Source organism: Vibrio sp. 10N.286.49.E11 (assembly GCF_041469505.1).
Lineage (GTDB): Bacteria > Pseudomonadota > Gammaproteobacteria > Enterobacterales > Vibrionaceae > Vibrio > Vibrio crassostreae_C.
In genome coordinates this window covers 87,277-108,144 of the sequence record NZ_JBFRKQ010000033.1, presented here as the reverse complement: position 1 = coordinate 108,144, position 20,868 = coordinate 87,277, and the positions used below count along the sequence as shown (strand labels likewise).

Sequence of the window (20,868 nt, the reverse complement as noted above, 5' to 3'; positions counted from 1 at the left end):
AAAATCCCCCTAAAAATGCAATCACATTCGTAGGGGGATTTTTAAACAACTGAAAATTTATCTAAGCAGAAAACTACTTATCTTTCGGCTTTTCGTTGTACATTTCTTCGATTTCGTCTTGATACTTATCGTTGATAACTTTACGACGCAATTTTTGAGTTGGTGTCAGTTCACCATCATCCATAGAAAATGCTTTTGGTAGCAGTTTGAATTTCTTCACTTGCTCAAACTTAGCCAGTTCTTGCTGTAGGTCATTCACACGCTTTTCTAGCATCTCGACGATTTGGTGATGCTTAACAAGCTCAACGCGATCGTGATACTTGATATTAAGCTCTTTGGCGTACTCTTCTAGCGAGTCATAACAAGGAACAATCAGCGCAGAAACGAATTTGCGTGTATCAGCGATAACAGCAATCTGTTCGATAAAGTGATCTTTACCAATCGCACCTTCAACCACTTGCGGGGCAATATACTTACCACCAGAAGTTTTCATCAGCTCTTTGATACGATCAGTAATGAACAGGTTACCATTTTCATCAAAATGACCCGCATCACCGGTTTTCAAGAAACCGTGCTCATCGAATGTCTTAGCTGTCTCTTCTGGCATCTTGTAGTAGCCACGCATCACCATTGGACCGCGAACAAGAATCTCGTCCTTAGCACCAATTTTTACTTCTGCGCCCGGCATCGACATACCAATCGAATCAGGGTTAAAACAGCGATCATCCCAACAAGATACTGTTGCCGTGGTTTCTGTCATGCCGTAGCCAAGTTTTACGTTGATGCCGATAGCATGGAAGAAACGACCAATCGTCTCATCAAGCTTCGCGCCACCACATGGCATGAAGTTGATGTTACCGCCGAGTAGAGCGCGCAGTTTAGATAGCACAAGCTTATCAGCTAGCGCATGGCTCTTCTTCAGCATCAACGATGGAGTACGACCTTCTTGGTGACAAACTGAAAGCTTTGCTCCCATGTTCACCGCCCAAGTAAATAGCACTTTACGAATAAATGGTGCTTTAGATACCTTCTCGTGAATCGCAGAGAAAATCTTCTCGTAGAAACGTGGAACCGCACACATTACGGTTGGCTTCACGTCGCTCAGCGCGTCACGCACCTGCATGGTATCTTGCAAGTAACAGTTGGTTGCGCCTTTATAGAGAACGTAGAACGTCCACGCACGCTCAAATACGTGTGATAACGGTAAGAAACACAATGAGACATCGTCTTTGCTTAAACTTAGACGCTCATCGTGGCCTTCTAATTGATAGCCAATATTGGTGTAATCAAGCATTACGCCTTTCGGCTGGCCAGTAGTACCAGAGGTATAGATAAGAGTCAGTAAGTCGTCCATGCTTGCATCTGCAAGACGAGCATCAAGTTCAGCTTGCTGAGCTTCAACACCGCGCGCCATGAAATCAGCCCAAGATACCGCAAAGCTATGGCCTTGAAGATCGATATCATCAGACATCGCGACAACCACTTCTAGCTGTTCACACTCTTCGAATAGGCTCACCGCCGCGTCAAATTGAACTTGCTCACCAACGAATAAGATCTTCACATCCGCATTTTGGATGATGTAAGACGACTGTGCTGCTGTGTTGGTTGGATAAATCGGCACAGTCACAAGACGAGCTTGTAAAGATGCAAAATCTGCCACGGTCCATTGAGGCATATTATTTGAATAGATACCGATCTTATCTTGAACTCTCAGTCCCTGAGCCAATAGTGCTAATGAAAGCGTATCGATTTGTTGTCCAAACTGTTCCCAGCTAATGCCTTGCCATACATTGTCTACTTTGTGCTTCAAAGCTGTACGGTTGCCGCCTTGGGCAATTTGGTCACGAAGTCTTTTTACGATATGAAAATCTAAATTGGCCATCTCTTTACCTTTGGCTTACACCTGTAAGCTTTTTTGAGCGCACAAGTGTACCTCTGATCATGGAAAAGGCAACTGATGAAGCTCAAAGTTATAAGTAATAGTACGTATCACGCTAAGTTTTCTATCAACAAAAATAGCAGGTACAAAAAAGCCCCAAGCCAGACTCCCAGCTTAGGGCTTATAAATCATAGAGTTTAGTGCTTAGTTAAGCGCCACTACTTCGCCACAGATCATCATTAACTGATCTCGTAACCAAATGTGTCCTTTATCCTTTTCACTTGATTCGTGCCAGCTTAGGAAGCCAGAAATCGCCGCATTATCGAATGGGAAATCTAGAATCTGAAGCTGCTCTTTGTTTGCTGCATGTTCTACCATCCAACGAGGAGCAATTGTTACTAGTTCAGACTGGCCTACAACGTAAAGAACGTTGCTCAAGCTCGTACCTTCGTAGAAAGGCGTGCAATCTAGGTCACGGTAAGCTTGCTCAGAGAAGCTACGTTGACCGTGGATACGAGACAATTTCGCGTGCTTTTCGTTAAGCAGCTCTGCCGCTGTTACTTCACCGTTAATGCGTGGGTGAGAAGCAGAAGCGACAACAACCAACTCATCTTGGAAGATTTCAGTGCTTGAGAAACCTTGCTCATCAAAGCGAGCGTAATCGATCACGAAGTCGATTTCTTGGTAGCGCATACGCTCAGAAAGCTGACGATCGAACTCAGCGTCCATGTGCAGTTTAACGCTTGGTGCTTGCTCGTTAATTGTCGACATAATCTTAGGTGCAAAACGCATGTCACAAGGGCTGCAAATCGCAAGTTTGAACAGGCGAGAAGACGACTCTGGAGAGAACACAGAACTTGGTAGTTCGTTGCGTACTAACTGTAGCGCTTGGCGGATAGGACCAAACAACTGACGAGCACGTTGAGTCGGTTGAATACCACGACCTTGGCGCATGAATAGTTCGTCGTTAAACATCACTTTTAGACGAGCAACAGCGTTACTTACAGCAGGCTGAGACATACCCAGATTGTGAGCTGCACGTGTAATGTTTTGCTCTTGCATAACTGCATCAAATACAGTCAAAAGATTTAAGTCGACTCCACGAAGTGTGCTTTCCATTCTGTAGCTTGCAATAGCACTCATTGCGTCTTTCTTATCTAACATTCAAGTTGCCTCTTGTCGGTTCGACAGCGTTAAATTGGTAATGGTATGAGAATAGATAACCACTAATTCTTATATTTATCAGACCGATGTTTTTCGGATTGACATTACTATTAACCAATGCATCTCGAGCTACCAACAAGATTGATAAAGAATAATTTTATTTTACCTTAATGATTAAACAACATCTAAAAATCAATTATTTATAGAGTTATAAAAAAACATAAAATGCGTCACTTATGAGTTTAATTTCGACTTATTTAGCTGTTCTATCGTTTGGTTACATTTGTTACAATTTATTGAGCTCGTGAATTGTTCAACCGGTCAATTCAGAAATAGCACTTATGAGTTAGGTGAGCGATGCATAACTTGGAAAGTCGACCTTGTCCCAAAGTTGCTTTCTTAAATCATCTTGATTAGACCAATTCCCCGCTAATACCCACTCAACGAGTGCACTTGCCACGTCTGGATAGGTGACCACTTCAGCCTGTTTTTCACTGAGCCAAGTACGCAAGATAGCCGCATCTAAAAAGCTCATGGTTTGAGCTAATCCAAGAGCCTCTAGCGTCGCCACATTGCTCTGTTGTTCGAACTGCCCTTCGAGTGGTTTGAGAAGCAATTTCTTCCCCAAAGTGAGGGCTTCAGATGGCAATTCAAAGCCGCCATTTGCGACCACTCCAGAGCACTGATTGAGGTCGAATTGGAAGCCAGTATGACTGAGTGGTTTGAACTCAATATTTTCGACTCGGCTGTGCTCAATAACATCCGGGTGGTAACAGACAAAGTTGTGCGAAATGAACTTCATCAGCAGCTCTGAGATCGACTCAAGATCCTCAAATGGCAAATAGACCAACGTAAAGTCTTGTGCTGTTTTGGTTTGTTGCTCACCAACCAGCGTGTGAACGATAGGCGGCAAAATCGGCTGTTCAAAGTGATACCAGTGCAAGCCAATAGAGTGCTCGGTTGGGGCGAAATGTTGAATCACTGAATGTTCAATCCAGTTGCCCCCTTCTTTGGGTACATCATAACGAAACGCATTCTGGTGGCTTATCCCAATGCATGGCACACCTTGTCTCTTAGCCGCCCATGCAGTGACAGGCTCAAAATCATTAATCACTAAGTCATAAGGCGTAAGATCGATCTGGTTAATCTCACGGAGAAATCGCCAGATGTTGTTCTTCATGAATGTTTTGCCGTATTTAACCTGCCCCTGCTCGCTGTAAAAAGTTAAGCCGCTGCGGGTCTGATAGTTGCCAAACGCTTCCATCGAAAAGTATTTGCTCTCATCTCGCCCAGAGAACAGAAAATCGACATCAATATTTTGCTGACGAAAAGCGACGGCCATTGCTCTCGCTCGAGCGATGTGCCCATTTCCTGTGCCTTGTACGCCATATAAAATTTTCATGCATGTTCCTTTAAATTTACCACTTAAGCTCGGCAGTGGTTGCCAACAAAATAATTACAGGATGAAGCTGATAGCGAGGCTGGTACAAGCGATGCCCAAGGCTGCGCCAATCAGTACGTCCGTTAAAAAGTGCACACCGAGCAGGATTCGAGAGCCTGCAATCGCAGTTGCCCACACCAAGCTAAAGAGGTACAAGCTCGGATAGAAATGCCCGATTAAGGTCGCCATAACAAAAGCAGCAGCGGAATGCCCTGAAGGCAGACTGTATTTATCGGATGGCACAATATGAGAGTGAAGTAGTGAAGAGAATTCAGCTGGTCGACGGCGCTTGAGGGTATTTTTAGCAAACCAGTAAATAGGCAGTTCGATTGCGAAGGCGGTTAAGCCCACCAAAAGAAAGTCTCGACCGGTGTTGCTATCGACCAGCAGTGCAATCAAGGCAATCAAAACATAAAGGTGTCCATCTCCAGTATGAGACACCGCTTTACTGAGCGTTGCATGTTGCCCGCCATAGCGGTTGTTTAAACAGAAAACAGAAAATGCCACATCCCAGCGGACAATAGGTTCGATAGTACGCATACGATCTCCTTAACAATCCTTATTCAGTTAAGGCTCAAGTTATGCCCAACAAATGACAGTTAAGTGACGTTTTGAATGAACTAAAATGAAATTTCCCATGCTTGATAGACAGGTCAATGGATCAAGTCAGGATGGCGATAGATGCAACCGATAAAAATAAAGCGACCCAAGGCCGCTTTATTCTTCTATGTTTTTACTTCTTTATATAAGCAAGCAAACGCTACTTCTATCGTGTTAATGGTTATAGCGTTCGCTAATGATAATAGCGCTAAAGGCTATAGCACTAAAAGTTATAGCGCTAATGGCTCGTGCTTTTTCACCAAACCGAAATCCGCCAATATCGCGTAGGCCGCTGGGATCATAAACAATACTAATAAGGTCGAGGCAAATATGCCGAATACGATCGAAATAACCAGTGGCTGGATAACCTGAGCCTGTAAGCTGGTTTCCGTCAACAGCGGTAGCAAACCTGCCGCAGTCGTCATTGAGGTCAAGAATACCGCTCGGAAACGCTCGCGACTGGCTTTCACCACCGAGTCATGCACGCTATCTCCCTCATCGACATGGTGACGAATGTACTGCACCAACAAGATGGAATCATTAACCACAATCCCGGCAAGCGACACGAAGCCCATCATGCTTGGCATACTCAAAGAGTGCCCAAGTATCCAGTGCCCAACCACCACCCCAATAAAGGCGAGTGGAATGGCTAGCATTACGACCACAGGCTCTAAGTAGCTTCGGAATTGATAGCTAAGAATCGCAAACACGCCGAATAAGCCGAGCAAGAAGCCTTTGCCCATCGAGGCTCCAGTCTTAGCCGCATCTTTGGCTTCCCCTTCGAAATCAAAGCGTAATCCTGGGTACTTCTGAATAAGCTTAGCTGCTTCATCTTTTTGGAACTGAGCCAAAATTGCGGACGAACTCGCCTTCTTATTATCAATATCACCAAAGATACTGATGGTTCTTAAGCCATCGATGCGCTGGATTCGCACGTAGTTACGTTGGAAATCTAATGTCGCCAATGTTGCTAGCGGGATCTGACTGCCATCTGCGGTAATGATCGGGAAGTTAGCCAGCTGCTGTATGTCGCCCGCTTGTTCCTTATCAAGACGTACCTCAATCGAGATATTCTCAACACCGATTTGAATCTCATCCGCAGTTTGCCCAAAGAAAGCCGCTCGTAATTGGGACGCAATCATCTGCCCATTCACATTGTAGGTTTCAGCTCCAGGGCGAAGTTTAACTAAGATCTCTTCCTTACCCATGCGCATGTCATCAAGCACACCATGCACTCCGTCAAACTGATTGAGGTACTCCTGAATCTCCAGAGAAGCAGACTTCAATTCAGCCAGATCATCATGCTTGGCACGGATCTCGATGGCACGACCACCCGGCCCCATCGTGGGCTGCTTGAACACTAATGAAATAGGATCCGCTAAATCGCCAATATCTTCACGCCACGCATCAATGAAGTCATCGATAACCGTATTACGGCTCTCTGCTCCGCGTAAGTCTAAACGCACAGTGGCTAAATGTGGGCCTGATTCATTGGCGTCTGCGTTGGCATTGAATTGGCTGGTGATATGCTCAACCAATTTATTACCGTCCTCAACCTCTTCGCTCCATTGCTCATTCAAACGCTCAGCAGAAGCGACAATTTTGTCGACGACTCTCTCGGTTTGAGACAATGATGCGCCCGGCGGAAGAATGATACGCGCCTCGGCAATATCACCATCCAGCTCAGGGAAAGGTTGGAACTTAACAACGCCACCAGCAATCAAAGCTACCGAAAGCAACAACAGGGTCAGCACTCCGCCCATAAATGCGTAGCGGAATGTCACCACTTTCTCGACCATGTTCATCAAGGTGGTATTACGGAAGTTCTCAAACTTCTCAAGCAACACCACTTTAAAGCGCAACGCTGGCTTATCATTTTTTTCTTTATGTAATGAATGAGATAAGTGATTAGGTAGAATCAGGAAGGCTTCAATCAAGCTCAACGACAGCACCAAAATCAATACTTGAGGAACGGCCTTAAGCACCGCGCCCATCTCGCCATCAAGAAACAGTAAGCTACCGAAAATACACACCGTGGTTAAGAAAGAAGACAGTACTCCGGGAAGCACTTTCTTAACGCCGTTGTACACCGCATCATCGACGCTTTGTCCCCTATCTAAGTGGGAGGCTATCGATTCGGCGATCACGATGGCGTCATCCATCATAATACCGATTGCCATCAACAACCCGACCAGCGACATAATGTTGATCGACAAACCAAGGTTGGCCATTAAGAACAAGCCACCAAGGAAGGCAACTGGCAACCCTGCCGCCACCCAAAATGAATAACGTAAGCTGAAGAACAGCCACATGGTGGCGAACACCAGCACAATACCTTGCCAGCCATTGCTCACCATCATGGTTAGACGATCCCAAAGCACAGATGAGAGATCGTTGGTCATTTGTAGTGTCACGCCATCAGGAGCAATCGCGCTTTGATCTTCAACGAATCGTGTTACGTTCTCTTTGATTCTCAGCGCATCGTCTTCTTTGTTCTTACTGATCTTAAGCAGCGCTGAAGGCTTGCCATCAAATAGCACCTTTTGCTCATCAAGCTCAAAGCGGTCGGTTATTTTTGCAATGTCCCTCAAACGGATCACAGAGCCATTGGGCGCAGATCCAACCACGATACTTTCAAGCTCAACAGGTGTAATTCGTCTTTCATCAAAACGAATCAGAAAATTCTTGTCTGGTGTTTCAACGTTACCGCTTGGCAGTTTTACATTCTGACGGCCAATCTGGTCTGCGATATCACCGACACTCAAACCCAGCTGGCGAATCGCTTGAGTATCCAGTTCAACGCGGTATTGATGATCAGAGAAGCCGCTAACATCGACCAGTGAAACATCATAATCAAGCTTCATGATACGTTTGAGGTCTTCAGCGTAGGCCTTAAGCTCCGGCCACGACGTTTCTGCTGTGATGGCGATATCAACAACTGGTTCATTCCAATCCAGTTCTTGAACAACAGGCGATTCAATCTCAGTTGGGAAATCATTGATCGAGTTGATTTGAGTTTGCACATCCACCAGCATTCGACCGATATCCGCTTTCTCATTCAACTTCAGGATTAGACGTGCACTACCTTCTATGGCTTCACACTGAGTCTCTTCAATGTTAGCTAGGCCATCGACGGCATCTTCCATTCGTACACACAGGCTTTCTTCTACTTCTTGTGGGGATGCACCGGGATAAACGATGGCAGCCATAATATAAGGCGGATCATAAGCGGGGAAGGTTTCACGCTTGATGGTTGATAATGAGCTTATACCCATGATCAATAACCCAAGCATCAACAAGTTTGCCGCTGTTGGGTGCCTAGAAAAGAACTTGATCATGACGCACTCTCCTGAGTATCTGATTCAAGCTCAGCCTCTTCAGAGTTGGACTCTCTCAGTAACATGCCTTCTATTGCTGGCAGGACATCATTGAGAACCAGTTTATCTCCAGTTTGTAGCTCTCCACTCACAACCACTTGATTGTCTCTGCGATAAAGCACTTCAACATTGACCACTTGCAAACGCTGGTTGTCATCCATCAGGTAAACCTTATCACCATGCAGTGCTCGCTCTGGAACCACCCAACTTAGATTGGCGACACCCTCAATCTCAGCTTTGACAAACATACCGTTAACCAAAGGCGTCGCGCTGTCTGGTTGCAATTGTGAGTAATCTTGAGCGATCTCGAGAATAATCCCCGCCGTCGCTTGGTTTTCATCAACTGTTTCGCTGATTCTTGCCACCTTCGCTGGCCAACTGAGGTTCAGGTTGCCGCTGTTAAGTTGAATGCTTGCTTTGATTGGCGCTTCATAAGGATTAGGGATTCCTGCAGCATCGCGAGGAAATTGGTTAAAGCTGGAGGCTAAAGTTTGCATATCGTGAATAGAAAGTTGCGCCTCTACTTCCATGACATCAATCCCGTGAGCAATAAACATCTCTTGCTGAAGGTTAACCACTTGATTTTGCTCGATATAAACTTGAGCAACTCGCATCGCTCTTGGTAAAGTGACGGTAGTCTTATCGAGAGAGCGTTGCGCCTCTTTGACTTTAGATACATTGACCTTAATCACCGCTTGCGCAACACGTTTTTCGTCTGGCATTAATGCGATTTGGTTCGCGATATCTAATACCAACTTCTGTTGAGATAGCGCACTTTGTTTTTGTAGATCGACATCCGATTGAGAGGTGAGCCCTTTCTTACGCAGATCCTGTTTACGTTGTAACTCTTTATTACTGATCACTAAGCGATTCTTTTCGATCTTAAGAGTCTGATTAAGGTTGTCTTCTTCTTGATTCAATTTCGCTAATGAGGTTTGGCTTGATTTTAGATCCGCCTCTGCTTGTATCAGTTTCAATTCGTAATCCAATGGATCAACCTTGAGCACGACCGTTCCTGCAGGGATCACCTGGCCTTTTTCAAGATCTGGATGTCGATACACGATCTGTCCTGTCACCTCTGCAATCGCTTTCCATTCAACTTTAGGCACCACTTTGCCAAAGCCGACCGCTAAAGGCGCTATCAGTTGTTGTTCTAGGCTCACAGTATCAACTAAGCGAGCCCTATCACCCGCAGGTTTGGTTGGAAGATCCGGCTTCAAGTTAATCGCGGCGACAAGGCCAATCACACCAACCGCAAGTGCTGGAAAGAAGAGTAGTTTTCTATTTATTTTCATTATCTTTGGTCCTGCACGGAAGAAGGGCTCGGTGCGTTAATAAAGCCTTCAGTCATCAATTGAATGTTGTGTTCGATTAAACGATTAAGAAATTCTTCATTAATCTCAATCCCATGAATTGCCAATAAAGGCGGCGGAGCGATGAAAGGAAACACCATCAAGCTTACATACGAAACACGGCACAATTTTGGATCCATGTTCTGTTTTAAGATGCCTTGTTCAACCAGCTTTTCAAAAATGACATCTTGGGCTGGCTTTGCAACATCGAGGAAAACCTTTTCGAGCAACTCTCTTTGCACTTCAGAGGGAGGCATATTCATCACTTGGGCTATCAAGCGAGGAAACTTCGGCACCTTGACCATCTCTTTGTAGTAAGTCCTCATTAAATCAAGAAAGTTCTCATGACTGCTTTCTTCAACCAACCTCTGCATCTGCAATTGCATCGGTCGTAGCGTTTCACGCAGCATCGCTTCAAACAGCCCGGCCTTACTACCAAAGTAATAGCGGATCATCGCTATATTCACACCCGCACGCTCAGCAATCAGGCGCGTCGAGACCTTGTCGTATGCTTGAACGACAAACAGATCACGAGCATGCTCAATTAATAACTGTCGAACATCTAAGTTTTTTTGAGGTCGCCCCGCTTTACGCGCTGCCATCACTGAGACCTATCCCTATAATTAATCACACGATTAATTATAGGGATAAATCGACATGGTTGTAGAAGATTAATTACTCACTATTTAATCAAATGATTAATTAATTTAGCCACCCTTTTAATTTTATTGGTGAATCGTTCCATCAAAAAGATTTACTACAAAGTTTTAACCTACACATCAGCCAAACGATAAACTAACCGCCCAGTACAAAACACTCAATCAGCTGATAACACCAGCAAACAACACGCAAGCAGCACAAACCAAAAAAAAACACCGCCAAAGCACGCTGATATTGGATTTTCTTGTTTGACGCTCAGAATAAATTGCGGTAAATATGGTGTTAACAGTTTATTTACGGATATTTGTGTAATGATTTTTTCTTCTTCTCGACTGCTGAAACTTCTCCTTATCGTGAACCAATCGCGCGGGTAAGTTGTGGGTCAAGAACTACACAAATATTAAAACCCGCGCTGAGCGGGTTTTTTTGTAACTGGCACTTTTAAAAGAACATCATTCTTAATAATAATTTGGATAGCAATCGATTCATTATCGATATAAGGAAGCCCCCATGAACGATCAAGTGATAATTTTTGACACGACCTTACGTGATGGCGAGCAAGCGTTGGCTGCAAGCTTAACGGTAAAAGAGAAATTACAGATCGCTTATGCACTTGAACGACTGGGTGTAGATGTTATTGAAGCGGGCTTTCCGGTGTCATCACCAGGCGACTTTGAGTCAGTACAAACCATCGCAAAAAATATTAAAGACAGCCGAATCTGTGCACTTTCTCGTGCTGTAGCGAAGGATATCGATGCCGCTGCAGAAGCGTTAAAAGTCGCTGAGCAATTCCGTATTCACACCTTCATTTCTACATCAACGGTTCACGTGCAAGATAAATTACGCCGTAGCTACGACGATGTTGTCGATATGGCAGTAAAAGCGGTAAAGCATGCGCGCAACTACACAGACGATGTTGAGTTCTCTTGTGAAGATGCAGGTCGTACGCCTATCGATAACCTATGTCGTATGGTTGAAGCGGCAATCAACGCGGGCGCGAAAACCATCAACATTCCAGACACAGTGGGCTACACAGTACCTAACGAGTTTGGTGGCATTATCAAAACGCTATTTGATCGCGTTCCAAACATCGACCAAGCAATCATCTCTGTTCACTGTCACGATGACTTGGGTATGTCGGTTGCTAACTCAATTGCTGCGGTACAAGCCGGTGCTCGTCAAGTTGAAGGTACTATTAACGGTATCGGTGAGCGTGCGGGCAACTGTTCTTTAGAAGAGATCGCAATGATCATCAAAACTCGCCAAGAGTTACTAGGTGTTCATACTGGTTTGGATCATCAAGAGATTCACCGTACCAGTAAGTTGGTTAGCCAGCTTTGCCACATGCCAATTCAAGACAACAAAGCAATCGTCGGTGCTAACGCATTCAGCCACTCTTCAGGTATCCACCAAGACGGCATGCTAAAGAACAAGAACACTTACGAGATCATGACTCCTGAGTCTATTGGCTTGAAAAACAAGGCATTGAACCTAACAAGTCGCAGTGGTCGTGCAGCCGTTAAGAGCCACATGGACGCAATGGGCTACAAAGACAATGAGTACAACCTAGATTCATTGTACGAAGACTTTTTGAAACTGGCTGACCGTAAAGGCCAAGTATTCGATTACGACCTAGAAGCACTAATGCACTTCGCAAATCTACGTGACGAAGATGACTTCTATAAACTTAACTACCTAAGCGTACAATCTGGTAGTGTTATGTCAACCACCAGCATCAAGCTGCAATGTGGTGATGAAGAGAAATGCGAAGCGGCTGTCGGTAACGGCCCGGTTGATGCTTTATACCAATGTATCTACCGCTTAACGGGTTACGAAATTGCATTGGATAAATTCGACCTTACCGCGAAAGGTGAAGGCGAAGATGGCTTAGGCCAAGCTGATATTATTGCGAACTACAAAGGCCGCAAGTACCACGGTACAGGCGTTTCAACGGATATCGTTGAGGCCTCTGGTCAGGCGCTACTGCACGTTATTAATAGCATTCAACGCGCAGACACCATTGCTGAAATGAAACAGCAAAGAATCGCAACAGTTTAAACACCCAATAACAGAGCCCTAGAGCCGATGTTATTGGCTTTAGGGACAAAATTTAAAACGAGCGAAAGAGCTCAGTAACAAGAATTAAAGGATTAACATGACTGATAAATCATACAAGATTGCCGTACTACCTGGTGATGGCATTGGCCCAGAAGTAATGCAGCAAGCACACAAAGTGCTAGACGCGATTGAAAAGAAGCATGCGATTAGCTTTTCTCGTGAAGAGTATGATGTTGGTGGTATCGCAATTGATAACCACGGCTGTCCACTTCCAGAAGCGACAGTAACAGGCTGTGAAGAATCTGACGCAGTACTATTTGGCTCGGTTGGCGGCCCTAAATGGGAACACCTTCCACCGAACGACCAACCAGAGCGTGGTGCCCTACTTCCTCTACGTAAACACTTCCAACTGTTCTGTAACCTACGTCCAGCTCAAATCCATAAAGGTCTAGAGTCTTTCTCTCCTTTACGTGCTGACATCTCAGGTAACGGTTTCGACATCGTGGTAGTCCGTGAGCTAACAGGCGGTATCTACTTCGGCCAACCTAAAGGCCGTGAAGGCGAAGGCGCAACTGAAAAAGCTTTTGATACCGAGGTTTACCACCGCTACGAAATCGAACGTATTGCAAAGATTGCGTTTGAATCTGCACGCCTACGTAACAAAAATGTTTACTCAATCGATAAAGCGAACGTTCTACAGAGCTCTATCCTATGGCGTGAAGTCGTTGAAGAGATCGCAAAAGATTACCCAGATGTAACGCTAAACCACATGTACATCGACAACGCGACCATGCAGCTAATCAAAGACCCATCTCAGTTTGACGTAATGCTATGTTCAAACATCTTTGGTGACATCATCTCTGATGAGTGCGCAATGATCACTGGCTCTATGGGTATGCTTCCTTCTGCAAGTTTAAATGAAAGCAACTTCGGCCTATACGAACCAGCAGGTGGCAGCGCACCAGATATCGCAGGTAAGAACATCGCAAACCCAGTCGCGCAAATCCTTTCTGCAGCCCTAATGCTTCGTTACAGCCTAGGCGAAGAAGCGGCAGCACAAGACATCGAAGCAGCGGTTTCTAAAGCACTTTCTGCAGGCGAGCTAACGGCAGACCTTGCTGGCAAAAACCAAGCGCTGACTACCTCTGAAATGGGTGACAAGATCGCTGAGTACATCTTAGCTTCATAAGCTAAAGGCTCCGATTAGAAGCAAGTACATAAGAATAATATCAAGCCAAGTCAGCGTAAACCGCATGACTTGGCTAGAAACAAACACTGGGACTGATGCTCCCAAGGAAGAAAAGCTATGTCGACAAACCAGCACGCAAAAACCTTATACGAAAAAGTTTATGACGCTCACGTTGCAGTTGCAGCGAAGGGCGAAACGCCAATTCTTTATATCGATCGCCACTTAGTCCACGAAGTAACGTCGCCACAAGCCTTTGATGGCCTGCGTGAAAAAGGTCGTAAAGTTCGCCAAGTAGGCAAAACCTTCGCGACCATGGATCACAACGTATCGACACAAACCAAAGACATCAACGCTTCTGGTGAGATGGCTCGTATCCAAATGGAAACGCTATCGAAGAACTGTGAAGAGTTTGGTGTCACGCTTTACGACCTAAACCACAAATACCAAGGTATTGTGCACGTAATGGGGCCTGAGCTAGGTATTACTCTGCCGGGTATGACCATCGTATGTGGTGACTCACACACGGCGACACACGGTGCATTTGGTTCATTAGCATTCGGTATCGGTACTTCAGAAGTAGAGCATGTTCTAGCGACTCAAACGCTAAAACAAGCGCGCGCTAAAACCATGAAGATCGAAGTAAAAGGCAAAGTCGCAGAAGGTATTACAGCCAAAGATATCGTGCTCGCGATCATCGGCAAGACAACAGCTGCAGGCGGAACAGGCTATGTAGTTGAATTCTGTGGCGAGGCAATTACAGACCTTACAATGGAAGGTCGTATGACAGTATGTAACATGGCAATCGAGCTAGGCGCGAAAGCGGGTCTAATCGCTCCAGATGCAACCACATACGAGTACATAAAAGGTCGTAAGTTCTCTCCAGAGGGCGAAGACTTAGAAGCGGCAATCGAATACTGGAACACATTGAAAACCGATGCTGACGCAGAATTCGATGCAGTTGTCACGCTAGAAGCAGCTGAAATCAAACCACAAGTCACTTGGGGTACTAACCCAGGTCAGGTTATTTCAGTAGACACACCAATCCCAGCACCAGAAAGCTTCGCAGATCCTGTTGAAAAAGCATCGGCTGAAAAAGCGTTGGCTTACATGGGGCTAGAAGCAGGTAAATCTCTATCTGAATACAACGTCGATAAGGTCTTCGTGGGTTCTTGTACTAACTCTCGTATCGAAGATATGCGCGCAGCCGCTGCGGTAGCGAAAGGCCGCCAAGTAGCGAAACATGTTCAAGCATTGATCGTTCCGGGCTCAGAGCAAGTTAAAGCACAAGCAGAAGCTGAAGGTTTAGATGTAATCTTTAAAGAAGCAGGCTTTGAATGGCGTTTACCGGGTTGCTCTATGTGTCTTGCGATGAACAACGACCGTCTAGGTCCACAAGAGCGCTGTGCTTCTACATCAAACCGTAACTTTGAAGGTCGCCAAGGCCGTGATGGTCGTACGCACCTAGTTAGCCCAGCAATGGCAGCCGCAGCGGCTATCGCTGGTCACTTTGTCGATATTCGTGAACTTTAATTAGAGGATTTAACATGTCAGGTTTTCAACAACACACCGGATTAGTCGTTCCTCTAGATACGGCCAACATCGATACTGATGCGATCATTCCAAAGCAGTTTCTACAGAAAGTAAACCGCATCGGTTTTGGTAAGCACTTGTTCCACGATTGGCGCTTCCTAGACGATGCAGGCCAACAGCCAAACCCTGATTTTGTAATGAACGAAGCTCGCTACCAAGGCGCTTCAATTCTTTTAGCTCGTGAAAACTTCGGTTGTGGTTCATCTCGTGAACACGCACCGTGGGCGCTTGCCGATTACGGTATCCAAGTAATGATCGCACCAAGCTTTGCCGACATTTTCTACGGTAACTCGATCAACAACCAAATGGTGCCAGTTCGATTGACTGAGCAAGAAGTGGATGAGCTATTCCAATTCGTTGAAGCGAATGAAGGTGCAGAAATTACGGTTGATCTAGAAGCAATGAAAGTCAGCGCGAACGGCAAAGAGTACTCGTTTGAAATTGATGAGTTCCGTCGTCACTGCTTACTGAATGGCCTAGATAACATCGGCCTAACACTTCAACACGCCGATAAGATTTCAGAGTTTGAAGCTAAGATTCCTAGCTTCCTAAAATAATGAGACGTTTCTGAATAAATCTAAAGGTTGGCCAAGTGCCAACCTTTTTTATTTGGCTAAGCTTTTAACTTAACTTCATATGTTTATTTAAATGAAGAGCTATGAAAGAAAATCGTAAAACATAAGGTCTTAGTAGTCAGTCATCAGGAGAATGCCATGAAACAACTACTTTTTATTGTCAGCCTACTTTTCTCAACCTTAGCTTGGTCTGCGCCTAAATCTGATCTTTGGCCATACTGGAAGCAAAGTAATGAAGCCAACTCTGAGCAAGTTTCTCATCAAGATTGGCAACAATTCCTCGATAACTATTTAGTAAAACAAGGTCAACACGCCTTAGTTAGATATCAAACGGTGAGTTCTTCAGACAAAACCAAACTGAAGCAGTACATAAGCCGACTTGAACAGATTGACCCTCTCGACTATCCAAAAGCTGAACAGTATGCTTATTGGGTTAACCTATACAATGCAGTGACTGTTGATTTGATTCTTAATGCATACCCAATTAAATCTATCACTAAGCTCGGCGGACTATTCAGTTTTGGACCTTGGGGAGATGATGTAGTTGCAGTTAATGGAAAGACACTGACACTCAATGATATCGAACATCGAATTTTAAGACCGATTTGGCAAGACCCTCGCACGCATTACGCGGTGAATTGTGCAAGTCTAGGTTGTCCTAATCTACAATCTCAAGCATTTACTTCTGATAATACAGAAATGTTGCTAGAACTCGCTGCAGCTGAGTATATCAATAGTGATAAGGGTGTATTGGTTAACAACAACCAGCTTCAATTGTCATCGATTTACGAATGGTTTGCTGTTGATTTTGGCAACCAACAACAACTGATTAAACACTTAGATAAATACAGAACAAAGTCGGTAACGTACACGGGAAAAATAAGTTATGACTATGATTGGTCACTTAACCAAGCAAACTAGTTCTAACGCGAAAGTTAATCACTAAAGCTAAACAAAAAAAGAGGCTAGAGGTTTTATTAACCACTAGCCTCTTATCAATTCTTTGACCGTATTTCTACAATTAAAAGCTTGAGCCCGGTTGCTGCAAGAACTCAATCTCTTCGGGAGTCGAAGCTCGCCCTAACACCTCATTACGGTGCGGATAGCGACCAAATCGCTCAATGATAACCTTGTGCTTAAACTCAAAGTCCAGATTATGCTCTAATCCCGTTTGAGAAAAGAGTTCCACGGCTTGTTCATGGACTAACAAAGATTCACTGTGCATATAAGGCATATACAGGAAGCTTTTCTGTTGCTCGTTAAGCTGGTGATCAAAACCACCCGCTACCGCCTCTTGGGCTAGAGCCAACGCCATCGGATCAGCCGAAAAAGCTGTCGGACTGTTTCTACCAATATTTCGAGAAAACTGATCAAGCACGATAATTTCAGCCAAGCGCCCTTCTGCATTTTGTCGCCATTCAAATAGCTCACCTTGGATAGCGGCTTTGTGCAGTTTAGCAAAACGAGACTCAATCAAAGTATCGATCTCTTCACCGCCAGTAAACCAGTCTTTTGGCGTCAGTTCATCGAACCAAAACTCTAGAACATCCTGATACGTTACCGTCATATAATTCCCTTTAATAAAAAACCGAGTCATTTAATATCATGACTCAGTCTATATTCAATTACTTAAAACCTTTTACTTTCTTTATCAGATCATAAGCGTTCTGAATTTCTTGCGATTTCTCTTTCGCAACATTCATCATCTCAGGCGGTAAGCCCTTCGCCATCAGTTTATCTGGGTGATGCTCATTCATCAGCTTGCGGTAAGCTTTCTTCACCTCTTTACCGTCGGCACTTTCACTCACACCGAGAACTTTAAACGCATCGGCCAGTTGGTTTTGTTGCGAAGCCTGTTGCCAACCCGATGATTGCCCATGGCCTTGATGGCCACCAAAGCTTCCACCTTGCTGTTGAAAACGAAATGCTGCTTCTTGCATCTGCAAGCGGCGCTCTAGCTGTTCTGCAGAAAATCCAAGGCCTTGCGCTATCTTATGCAGAACTTGACGTTCACTCGGGTGCAAACTTCCATCCGCAAATGCGGCAGATACCTGAAGCTCTAGAAAGAACTGCAGAAGATCAAAACGACCACCCGATGAGATTTTAACTCGATCAAGTACGTCGTTCAGAGGGAAGTCGCTCTCTTTGCCGTCACGGAATGCATCTTGCGCTGCTTTACGCTGTTCGCCATGTAGGTTCATACGCTCCATCATGGTAGAAGCGAGTTGAATCTCTTCTGGCGTTACCTGCCCTTTCGCTTTAGCAACGTGCCCCATAACCGCAAAAGCGGATTTAAAAAACTCGTTCTGTCTTTCTGCTTGGCTTGGACCTCGACCAAAACCAGAGCTATTGAAGCCTGATTGGTTCAATCCGCGAGCTTTATCGAATTGGTGTCCTAAAAACAGACCAAAAACTAAACCGAGTGGCCCTCCAAATAAAAAGCCAAAAAACGCGCCCAAAATTTTGCCAAATATTTGCATTATGTGTTCTCTATCTATGAATTTTATCTGAGTAATGCTGTCTGATGATGCTGAATGCTATTATTTCCTTTATCATAAGGAAAATGCTTTATTAATTGGATTGATACTAGATCAACCCTTCATCTAGTGACACAGGATAGTTCAACTTCATGCAATCTTTTTCCCGCACCTTGTTAGCCGCGTCTATAAGTACGGCGTTATACGTGTCGACAACTCAAGCTGAAACAATCACCGATAGTAGTGTGCAGGAAATGCCCTCTATAGATCAATGCTTGATCGAGCCCGCTGCAGAAAACGAGACACAGCTACCCGCTCACGTTGAGTCAGATCGCCTAGAAGCTATCAATGGTGACAAAGCAATATATTCAGGTGACGTAGTCGTTACGCAAGGGAACAAGACCATCCTTGCCGATAACGTAACCCTGCACCAACAAGAAAATATCGTTGTAGCTGAAGGCAACGTAAACTTTAGTGATGGTCAAATCAAATCTATCTCAGACAGAGCGACCAATAATCTGACTACAGATGAAATGACGCTTGAGAACACCGATTACGAATTCCTTTGCGAGCCCGGTCGCGGAGATGCTGTTTATATAGCAAAAACAGGTAAAGCGGTTTATGAGATTGAAGATGGCTCCATTACCTCTTGCCCTATCGGCGATAATGCTTGGCGTCTAAGAGCATCGAGCATCAGTGTCGACCAAGACGAAGAACAAGCCACTTTTTATAATCCACGTTTTGAAATCCAAAGTGTTCCCGTCTTTTACTTACCTTACTTAACAGTACCGGTGGGTGATACACGTAAAACCGGTTTCTTGTACCCAACAGTTTCGTATGGTTCAAGCGATGGTTTTGAAGCTGAAATTCCTGTTTATTGGAACTTAGCACCAGACTACGATTTGGAAACTACCTTCAAGTACATGCAAGAGCGTGGCACTCAACTCAACAGTAAATTCAGATATTTAAGCGATTTTGGTTCCGGTAGTATCGAGTCTGAATATTTACCAGACGATCAAAAGTACACTGATCTAGGCGATCGTTGGGGTTTCCAACTAGAACATTCAGGAATATTCCAACAATCTTGGTTATTCGAAATTGATTACTCTAAAGTCAGTGATATTGACTACTTTTCGGACATGAGCTCAAATATCGGTAACCGTGAAGATGGACAACTGCTTCAAGAAGGGCAAGCAACATACCGTTCTCAAAATTGGGATGCGTCTGTACTTGTTCGAGACTTCCAAGTTCTTACCACCAGCAATAACTTGCCTTATCGTCTAATGCCACAACTCGAGTATAACTACTATGCTCCAGAGGTAATGGATTACCTAGATTTTGACTTAATCAGTCATATATCAATGTTCGATACCGACGCATCAGGCAAACCATCAGCCACTCGTGTTCACGTTGAACCTGGTATTACAATCCCAGTAGGTAACACTTGGGGCACTTGGACAACCGAAGCACGATTACTTGGTACATACTACCAACAGGATCTTGATGGCGTTGATACAACAAGTGACGAGTACAAAGATTTAGAAGAATCGGTAAGTCGAGTTATCCCTGAATTTAGAAGCCACGCTGGTATTGTTCTGGAGCGAGATACCACGATTGTAGGTAACTATACTCAAACCTTGGAGCCTCAAGTCCAGTACCTGTATGTTCCTGAAGAGGATCAAAGCGATATTGGTCTTTATGATACTACGCTGTTACAAACCGATTACTACGGCCTATTTAGAAGCCGTAAATACAGTGGTGTAGACCGCATTGCGTCAGCAAATCAAATTAGCTATGGCGCATCATCTCGCTTTTTTGATGATGAGTACCGAGAGCGCTTAAACATATCTTTTGGTCAAATTTTCTATTTTGATAAAGATACAAAACAGACTTTAGACAACGACGACTCTAATAAGAAAACTAATTATTCGTCTTGGGCTATTGAAATGGATTTCAACTACGATGATTACCTTTTCTACCATGGCGGTGTGCAATACGACATTGATTCATCTTCGATGCAACTTGCTAACAGTACCATTGAGTACCGTTTTGCCGGCGGCTATATACAAACCAACTACCGCTATGTAACAGAAGAGTACATAAATGAAACTGTAGATTTTGACGTATCATCCATAACTAGAGATGGTATCTCACAAGCAGGCTTACTTGGTGCTTACCAGATTTCGCGGAAGTGGAATGCCAGTGCTCAATATTTCTATGATTTAACCACACAAGAAAATCTAGAATGGTTGGCTCGCTTGAACTATAAATCGGATTGTTGGTATATCGGATTTACGTATAGTAACCAGCTGACAAATAACATTAGTGATCCAAATGTCACGCCTGAATATGAAAATAACTTTGGTGTGAATTTCGGTATTATCGGCTTTGGTACTAACTTAGGCTCTGATTCAGGCGCTGTTGGGGATAGCAGTTCTGATAACTCATTGAGCTACGGTCGCCCATTCTTCTTAAACAACTAATTTTCTTTACTGATAAGAAATCA

15 protein-coding genes are annotated in these 20,868 nt (G+C 44.4%); 6 read left to right on the top strand and 9 right to left on the bottom strand.

Annotation, left to right across the window (positions count from 1 at the left end):
• Nucleotides 1–73: 73 nt before the first annotated feature.
• The 7 genes from AB4167_RS06955 to AB4167_RS06925 all read right to left on the bottom strand — a co-directional run bounded on the left by AB4167_RS06955 (nucleotide 74) and on the right by AB4167_RS06925 (nucleotide 10,415).
• Complete coding sequence (locus AB4167_RS06955) at nucleotides 74–1,882, bottom strand: long-chain fatty acid--CoA ligase (protein WP_136979308.1); 1,809 nt, start codon at nucleotides 1,880–1,882, stop codon at nucleotides 74–76.
• Between the two features lie 201 nt (nucleotides 1,883–2,083).
• Nucleotides 2,084–3,043 (bottom strand): transcriptional regulator LeuO, encoded by a 960-nt coding sequence (leuO, locus tag AB4167_RS06950; protein WP_137001755.1) that lies wholly within the window; start codon nucleotides 3,041–3,043, stop codon nucleotides 2,084–2,086.
• 346 nt (nucleotides 3,044–3,389) lie between these two features.
• Complete coding sequence (locus AB4167_RS06945; RefSeq protein WP_372136346.1) at nucleotides 3,390–4,445, bottom strand: MJ1255/VC2487 family glycosyltransferase; 1,056 nt, start codon at nucleotides 4,443–4,445, stop codon at nucleotides 3,390–3,392.
• Between the two features lie 54 nt (nucleotides 4,446–4,499).
• Nucleotides 4,500–5,024, bottom strand: coding sequence for a phosphatase PAP2 family protein (locus AB4167_RS06940; protein WP_017062930.1), 525 nt, complete (start codon nucleotides 5,022–5,024; stop codon nucleotides 4,500–4,502).
• 290 nt (nucleotides 5,025–5,314) lie between these two features.
• Entirely contained in the window at nucleotides 5,315–8,422 is a 3,108-nt protein-coding gene (locus AB4167_RS06935) for an efflux RND transporter permease subunit (RefSeq protein WP_372136345.1), read from the bottom strand.
• Nucleotides 8,419–9,756, bottom strand: coding sequence for an efflux RND transporter periplasmic adaptor subunit (locus AB4167_RS06930; RefSeq protein ID WP_372136344.1), 1,338 nt, complete (start codon nucleotides 9,754–9,756; stop codon nucleotides 8,419–8,421). The genes AB4167_RS06935 and AB4167_RS06930 overlap by 4 nt, the downstream gene beginning before the upstream one ends.
• On the bottom strand, nucleotides 9,756–10,415 hold the full coding sequence (locus tag AB4167_RS06925; protein ID WP_372112564.1) for a TetR/AcrR family transcriptional regulator: 660 nt from the start codon (nucleotides 10,413–10,415) through the stop codon (nucleotides 9,756–9,758). The genes AB4167_RS06930 and AB4167_RS06925 overlap by 1 nt, the downstream gene beginning before the upstream one ends.
• 568 nt (nucleotides 10,416–10,983) lie before the next feature.
• Here AB4167_RS06925 and leuA point away from each other — a divergent pair.
• The 5 genes from leuA (at nucleotide 10,984) to AB4167_RS06900 (ending at nucleotide 16,806) form a co-directional block, all read left to right on the top strand.
• A complete protein-coding gene (gene leuA / locus AB4167_RS06920) occupies nucleotides 10,984–12,531 on the top strand; it encodes a 2-isopropylmalate synthase (protein WP_017066940.1) in 1,548 nt (515 codons plus the stop codon).
• Nucleotides 12,532–12,628: 97 nt separating this feature from the next.
• Entirely contained in the window at nucleotides 12,629–13,720 is a 1,092-nt protein-coding gene (gene leuB, locus AB4167_RS06915) for a 3-isopropylmalate dehydrogenase (protein WP_017061390.1), read from the top strand.
• A 117-nt stretch (nucleotides 13,721–13,837) separates the two neighbouring features.
• Nucleotides 13,838–15,250, top strand: a complete 1,413-nt coding sequence (gene leuC / locus AB4167_RS06910; RefSeq protein WP_372136343.1) for a 3-isopropylmalate dehydratase large subunit — start codon at nucleotides 13,838–13,840, stop codon at nucleotides 15,248–15,250.
• 14 nt (nucleotides 15,251–15,264) lie between these two features.
• Entirely contained in the window at nucleotides 15,265–15,867 is a 603-nt protein-coding gene (leuD, locus tag AB4167_RS06905; protein WP_017062937.1) for a 3-isopropylmalate dehydratase small subunit, read from the top strand.
• A 156-nt stretch (nucleotides 15,868–16,023) separates the two neighbouring features.
• Nucleotides 16,024–16,806: a DUF547 domain-containing protein gene (locus tag AB4167_RS06900; RefSeq protein WP_372136342.1), complete on the top strand. Its 783-nt coding sequence runs from the start codon at nucleotides 16,024–16,026 to the stop codon at nucleotides 16,804–16,806.
• A gap of 100 nt (nucleotides 16,807–16,906) precedes the next feature.
• On the opposite strand, the gene AB4167_RS06895 is transcribed toward AB4167_RS06900, so the two are convergent.
• Nucleotides 16,907–17,452: a DUF924 family protein gene (locus tag AB4167_RS06895; RefSeq protein WP_102487776.1), complete on the bottom strand. Its 546-nt coding sequence runs from the start codon at nucleotides 17,450–17,452 to the stop codon at nucleotides 16,907–16,909.
• A 58-nt stretch (nucleotides 17,453–17,510) separates the two neighbouring features.
• Nucleotides 17,511–18,365 carry a co-chaperone DjlA gene (gene djlA / locus AB4167_RS06890; protein ID WP_372136341.1) on the bottom strand — a complete coding sequence of 285 codons (855 nt, stop codon included), beginning with the start codon at nucleotides 18,363–18,365 and terminating at the stop codon, nucleotides 17,511–17,513.
• Nucleotides 18,366–18,514: 149 nt separating this feature from the next.
• On the opposite strand from djlA, the gene lptD reads away from it, so the two are divergent.
• On the top strand, nucleotides 18,515–20,845 hold the full coding sequence (gene lptD / locus AB4167_RS06885; protein ID WP_372098530.1) for an LPS assembly protein LptD: 2,331 nt from the start codon (nucleotides 18,515–18,517) through the stop codon (nucleotides 20,843–20,845).
• The last annotated feature ends 23 nt before the right edge of the window (nucleotides 20,846–20,868 follow it).